The organism is Mycobacterium sp., assembly GCF_035623875.1.
Lineage (GTDB): Bacteria > Actinomycetota > Actinomycetes > Mycobacteriales > Mycobacteriaceae > Mycobacterium.
Genome location: NZ_DASPSP010000196.1, coordinates 24,432 through 30,582 on the forward strand (window position 1 = coordinate 24,432; position 6,151 = coordinate 30,582).

A 6,151-nucleotide genomic window follows, 5' to 3' on the forward strand; every position below is an offset into this window, starting at 1 on the left:
ATCGTCGACGGTTATGGTGGCGGGGTATTTCCAGCCGGCGCCGGACTGGGCTGTGCCGGCGGTACCCCTGGCCACAGCGGAACCCCGCCCGGTCCGTACAGCGGCGCGCCGTACGGCGGCGCCCCCGGGTACGGGATCAGCCCTGGTGCCGGCCCCGGTATGCACTGGCGGAAGCGCCTGCTGGTCGCGGAGGCCGGTGCGTCGAGCGTCGGCTGCGGTGGCTCCGACACAGGGTGCGTGGCCCCGAAGAAAGACCCGTAGCAGGGATGCCCGATGCCCGGGTTGGTCCGGATATCGACGCCTGTTCCCCAGCCGGTGTTGGTGACGAGCTGGCGCACCGGGAAGTTCTTGGTCGGATCCGGCAGCGACCCGCAGCCCGGTTGCCCGCCCGGTCCGCCCTTGGCGGCGACAATCGGCAAATTATCCGGGTAGATGTAAGGGTCGTTACCCAGCAACAGCCCGACGTCGAGTTGGATCGACCGGCCGTCACCGCCCCACACCTGATAGGCCCCATTGTCGAGGAACCACTTGGAGCCCTGCAGCGTGCAGGTGTATTCGGGGTTGTACTTCAACAGCAGGCTCGTCGTCGGCTCGAGGGTGTTGACCGACGCGACCAAATTGTCCCTACTCGTGCCGAGCAGGTTGGTGCCGGCGTTGGCGAACCCGACGACGTTGAGAAGCACGTCATCCAGCGCAGTCTTGTGCTTCACGATGGTGTCACTGGTGGTGCTGGCGGCGTTCAGGATCGCCATAATGTCTTGAGCGGCGGCGGCGTACGTGTTGTTGAAGCCGGTAAACGAGCGCAAGTCCTGGCGGATGGTGTCGCTGCGCGAGTTGAGTGCCGACAGCACCTGATTGAGGTCGGTGGTGGCCTCGCCGATCCGTTGGCCTCGTCCGCGCACTGCGTCGGCGACCGCGGTCAGCACCGCGTTTAGCTTTTCCGCGTCGACCATCTTCAGCAGATCGACGACGTTCTCAAAGACCGTGTTGACCTCGGTGGTGACATTGCTGGAATGCAGCACGGCACCGGCCGCCAGACGCTTAGGGCTCGGGGCCGACGGAGAGATCAGGTCGACGAACTTGGCGCCGAACACGGTGGTGACATCGATCTTTGCTTGCACGTTGGCCGGGATGTAGCGGATCTGGTCCGGGTCGATCTCTAGCTTCAAGCTGGCCTGGTTCTTGCCGGGGGCGATCTGGCTGACCCGTCCGACCTGGACACCACGCAGCATGACCTTGGCGCCGGTCTCCAGCACCAGCCCCGAGCGATCCGAAGTCAGCGTCACCGGCACATAGGGCTGAAAAGTGCCTTCGTAGGCCGTCACCGTCGCGAAGATCGTCGCAGCGATCACAGCAATCAGGATCAGTGTCCACCATGCGGTGGCGATGCGGTGTTCTCCTGGCCGGGTTTTCATGCCGCTAGCTCGCCAGGTGGAAGTTGGTGTTGTGGCCGTAGATGGCCAGCGTGACGATCATCAGCACGCCCGCCCCAACGACCATGGACGCTCGCACCGCCCGGCCGACGGCCTCGCCGACCCCGGCCGGTCCTCCGGTGGCCGTATACCCGTAGTAGGTGCAGATCAGCATGACGACGACGACCTGCACGACCGTTTGGACGAAAGACCAGATCAGGTCGGTCGGATTGAGGAACGTGTTGAAATAGTGGTCGAAGACGCCCGGCTCCTGGCCGTAGGCGATGGTTGTGCCGAAGCGAGCGGCAAAAAAGCCCGTCATCATCCCGACGGCGTACAGCGGGAAGACCACGATTGTTGCGGCGAGAACGCGGGTCGCTGCCAGGTAGGAAACACTTCGGATACCGATCACCTCCAACGCATCGACCTCCTCGTTGATCCGCATGGCCCCCATCTGAGCGGTGGCACCGGCACCGATAGTGGCCGTCAACGTGACCTGGGCGGTGCCCGGAATGATGAGCCGAGGAATGAAAAACGCCGACGCGAATCCGGTCAGGGCTTCTATAGCGACAGAACGGAATTCGGTGTAGCCCTGGGTCGCGACTATGGAACCGGTGGTCATCGTCATGAACCCGATAATCACGACCGTTCCACCAATCACAGCGAGAGCCCCTGTCCCCATGCCCATTTGGGCGATGAGCCGAAAGAGCTCGGACCGGTAGTTGACAAGGACATCGGGAATCGCAGCGAGAGTCCTGAAATAAAACCGCGTCTGCTCTCCGATCCGATTCCATCCGCCGGTCAGCCTGTCCATCGCGCGGGAAAGGTGCGGAAATAGTCTGCTGGGAACGGCAACAGTCATGGGTTCACTCGTTTCACTTCAGCGTGAACTGAACACCGACGGCGGTCACGACGATGTTGATGGTGAACAGGACCATGAAGGCAAACACCACGGTTTCGTTCACGGCGTTGCCAACGCCGGCCGGACCGCCGCCAACCGTGATGCCCTTGTAGCAGGCAATCAAGCCGGCCCCTAACCCGAAGAGAAGCGCCTTGAACATCGAGACCACGAGGTCTCCGAGCCCGGCGAGCACCGTCATGCCGAAGACAAAGGCACCAGGCGAGACGTGCATGATGAAAACACTGAAAAAGAACGTGGCAATCATTCCCGACAGGGTCACCAGCCCCATCAGCGCCAACGACACCGTGGTAACGGCGAGCACGCGCGGGATGACCAGCGCCTGGATCGGGTTGATACCCATCACCCGTTGCGCGTCAAGTTCTTCCCGGATGGTCCGTGCACCCAGGTCGGCACACGTCGCAGTGGCAGCCGCACCAGAAATCACCAATACAGTCACGATCGGGGCAATCTGGGTCAGGGTGAAAAACGCGGCGCCAGCACCGGAATAATCCGCAGCGCCGAATTCGTTCAGCAGGATGTTGAAGCAAAAGTTGCTGATTACCGAATATGGGATGCACATCAGGATTGCAGGCAGGAACGACACCCGCGCCACAAACCACGTCATGGCCAGGTATTCCTGCCACGCCAACGGCGTTGTGAACATGCCCACCAAGACGTCCAGCGACATCGCAAAGAAGCCACCCGCCGCGCGGACCGGCTTGGTGACCGGACCCGCCGACGGCAAAGCCTTCATCCACTCGACGGCACGGCCGTTGAGTGGACGCCTCGCACCGCGGCCACGTTTAAGGGCCGGGGCTAGTACCGCCGTGAGCGCGGGTCCGTCCTCGGTAGCTCTCACGACGAGGTCGTCCTCATCCGCTCCTAGCAGCGGACGATTTTCGTGAGCGGTGGGCACGGCATCGAAACTATCGAGGCGATCAACACCTCTACGACCCTCCAAAGAGGTACTTTGTCCCTCTTCGGGAGGGAAATCGCGAAATGCCGCCGAGCCAGGCTTTATCGCGAAAGGCGCGCCGGTGTTCCAAGCTCGCGTCGCGCAATGCCCTCGGTGCCGGGGCGCTGGGGTTTTGGGTCGCGTTGCGTGAGGTGTTCCCCGAGACCCGTGAGCAGCGATGTTGGTTCGACAAGGTAGCGAAAGTTATTGCGGCACTGCCGAAATCAGCGCACTATGCGGTGAAGACAGATTTAGCGGAGGTCTGGAACGCCGAGGACAGACGCCACGGCGCGGATGCGACAAGGCACTCGAGCCCGCCAACGGCGCCAAGTCCCCACGGCGGTCGCCAAGATCACCGACGACGTCGAATGCCCCTAAGAAACGATCGCTGACGACCGGAAGGGGGAGGCTGCCCGACATTCGCGTCAGACGATGCGGGTGATCTGGTGGTTGACGTCAAGCCATTTCGAACCATGATTTGCGCGTTGGCGACGAGGGTGTCGGCCGATCCGCGGCGAGGGTCCCACCACGTGACGATCCAGTTCAGCGCTCCCAACACCAGAAATTCTGCTATTCCGGCGTCCAACTCCGGATTGATCTCCCCGCCGGCGATCGCGTCGGCGAACAGGCTCTTCCAGATCTGTCCGTAGGCAACTTCGCCCTTCTTCTGGCGCCTGCTCAGCTGCTCAGGGAGCTGTCCGGAATTCCGGATCCAGGCTGTGGTGTATTCGGTGAGCTCCAGCACGGTTCGAAGGTGAGCTTCGACAGCCACCATGATCCGGTCCATGGGCGACGTGTCGGGCGGCAGGGCACCCAGCGCCTCTTCCATGTGCTTGCGTATCTCGATGACCCCGCGGTACATGACCTCTTCGAAGAGTTCCTCGCGGGATCGGAAGTGCTTGTAAATCGTGTTTGTCATTAACTGGGCGCTGTCGCTCACATCGGTCAGCTGGGTTCCGGCGAACCCTTTGAGGCTGAGCACTTTGGCGGTGGCATCGAGGATCCGCATCCTCTCGGATCGCGAGTCGGTGCCTTCAGCGCCAGCCCTTTGCGCAGAAACTTGAAACTCGGGCATCCGTTGATCGTACTGGTCGAGCCGCCGCGCGGTGGCCGCTTTCCGTCGTTGGAGCAGCCCGAGGCCTATGGAGGAGAGTTGCCATCCCGGTGGATTGGGTGTTTCGAGCGGCCTCCGGTCACCGGTCGCGGTATTCCTGCGTCAACCCGGATGATTCAGGATTGTTCTCGCGCGCCCGCAGATCGACCCGCCGGATCTTGCCTGAGGTGGTCTTCGGCAACTCCATGAATTCGATACGCCGGATGCGTTGGTAAGGCGCAAGGTTTCGGTGGGCGTGGGCGAAGATCGCGTCGGCGGTGGCCTGATCGGGTTCCCACCCTCCAGCCAGGCTGATGTAAGCCTTGGGTACGGCCAACCGCGTCGCGTCGGGAGCCGGCACCACAGCAGCCTCGACCACCGCCGGATGCTCGAGGAGAACGCTTTCGAGTTCGAATGGGGAAATCTTGTAATCCGATGCCTTGAATACATCATCGGTGCGGCCGACATAGGTGAGGTAGCCATCGGCGTCGCGGCTCGCCACGTCCCCAGTGTGGTAGTAGCCGTCGGCGGAAGCCAAGCCGGTGTAGCCGTCGTCGCCGAGATAACCGGCCATCAGATTGACCGGTCGCGGATCAAGCCGCAGACAGATCTCACCCTCGCTGGCGGGCTGCCCGGTCACCGGGTCGACGATTTCGACCTCGACACCGGGCAGCGGGCGTCCCATCGAGCCGAGCTTGACTGGTGAACCAGGAGTATTGCCGACTAATGCCGTGGTCTCGGTCTGCCCGAAGCCATCGCGGATCGTTATCCCCCAATGCTTCCGGACATGTTCGATGACTTCCGGGTTCAGTGGTTCCCCAGCACCGACCACCTCTCGCAGCGTCGGCGGCTTTGCGCCCAATTTGGCCTGAATAAGCATGCGCCACACCGTCGGCGGCGCGCATAGCGAGCTGACGTCAGCGTGTCGCAGCATCGTAAGGAAACGGGATGCGTCGAAACGGGCGTAGTTGTAGACAAGGATTGTCGATTCTGCGATCCAAGGCGCAAATAAGGAACTCCACGCGTGTTTGGCCCAACCCGGCGAACTGATGTTGAGGTGGACGTCGCCAGGGCGCAGTCCAAGGAAGTACATCGTCGACAAATGTCCGATGGGATACGAACGGTGAGTGTGCTCCACCAGTTTCGGATGGCTAGTGGTGCCGGACGTGAAGTAGATCAACATCGGGTCGTCCGCGCGGGTGGCGGTTGCACGCGCCGACGGAGGGGCGGATGCGTCAGCCAGCCGATACGGTCGCCATCCACCGGGAGCATCGCCAATCGCGATGCGGCCGAAATCCCCTGGAACGTCAGTGAATTTGTCGACCTGGTCGGCATTGGTGATGACATGACGCACCAGTCCGCGGACCACGCGGTCAGCGAGGTCGTTGGGTCCCAGCACTGTCGTGGCCGGCAAGATGACCGCGCCCAATTTGATTGCCGCCAGCATCGACTCCCATAGCTCAACCTGATTGCCCAACATCACCATGATCCGATCGCCCGCCGCGACGCCGCCGGCGGCCAGCGATGTGGCGAGCCGATCTGAGCGCGCGGCCATGTCGGCGAAAGAGTACGAACGATCTGTCCCGTCCTCATCGATGATCCGCAGCGCCGTTCGCGGGTTACCTACTGCAATTGAGTCGAACCAGTCCAGCGCCCAGTTGAATCGTTCCCCGACGGCCGGCCAGCGGAAGGCCGCGACGGCACCGTCGTAGTCATCGCGGTGTCGCACCAGGATGTCGCGGGCAGCGCGGTAGGCTTCTCGGCCGGTTGTTCGGTCCATCGGTCTGGAC

5 protein-coding genes are annotated in these 6,151 nt (G+C 62.4%); all 5 read right to left on the minus strand.

The features are described from left to right. Positions 1–11: 11 nt before the first annotated feature. The 5 genes from VEI45_RS16810 to VEI45_RS16830 all read right to left on the minus strand — a co-directional run bounded on the left by VEI45_RS16810 (position 12) and on the right by VEI45_RS16830 (position 6,141). Positions 12–1,415 (minus strand): MCE family protein, encoded by a 1,404-nt coding sequence (locus VEI45_RS16810; RefSeq protein WP_324855192.1) that lies wholly within the window; start codon positions 1,413–1,415, stop codon positions 12–14. A 4-nt stretch (positions 1,416–1,419) separates the two neighbouring features. Next, positions 1,420–2,274: an ABC transporter permease gene (locus VEI45_RS16815; RefSeq protein WP_324855194.1), complete on the minus strand. Its 855-nt coding sequence runs from the start codon at positions 2,272–2,274 to the stop codon at positions 1,420–1,422. Positions 2,275–2,287: 13 nt separating this feature from the next. Next, entirely contained in the window at positions 2,288–3,067 is a 780-nt protein-coding gene (locus tag VEI45_RS16820; RefSeq protein ID WP_324855196.1) for an ABC transporter permease, read from the minus strand. 553 nt (positions 3,068–3,620) lie between these two features. Next, positions 3,621–4,277 carry a TetR/AcrR family transcriptional regulator gene (locus tag VEI45_RS16825; protein WP_324855206.1) on the minus strand — a complete coding sequence of 219 codons (657 nt, stop codon included), beginning with the start codon at positions 4,275–4,277 and terminating at the stop codon, positions 3,621–3,623. Positions 4,278–4,461: 184 nt separating this feature from the next. After that, entirely contained in the window at positions 4,462–6,141 is a 1,680-nt protein-coding gene (locus VEI45_RS16830) for an AMP-binding protein (RefSeq protein WP_324855208.1), read from the minus strand. Between the last annotated feature and the right edge of the window lie 10 nt (positions 6,142–6,151).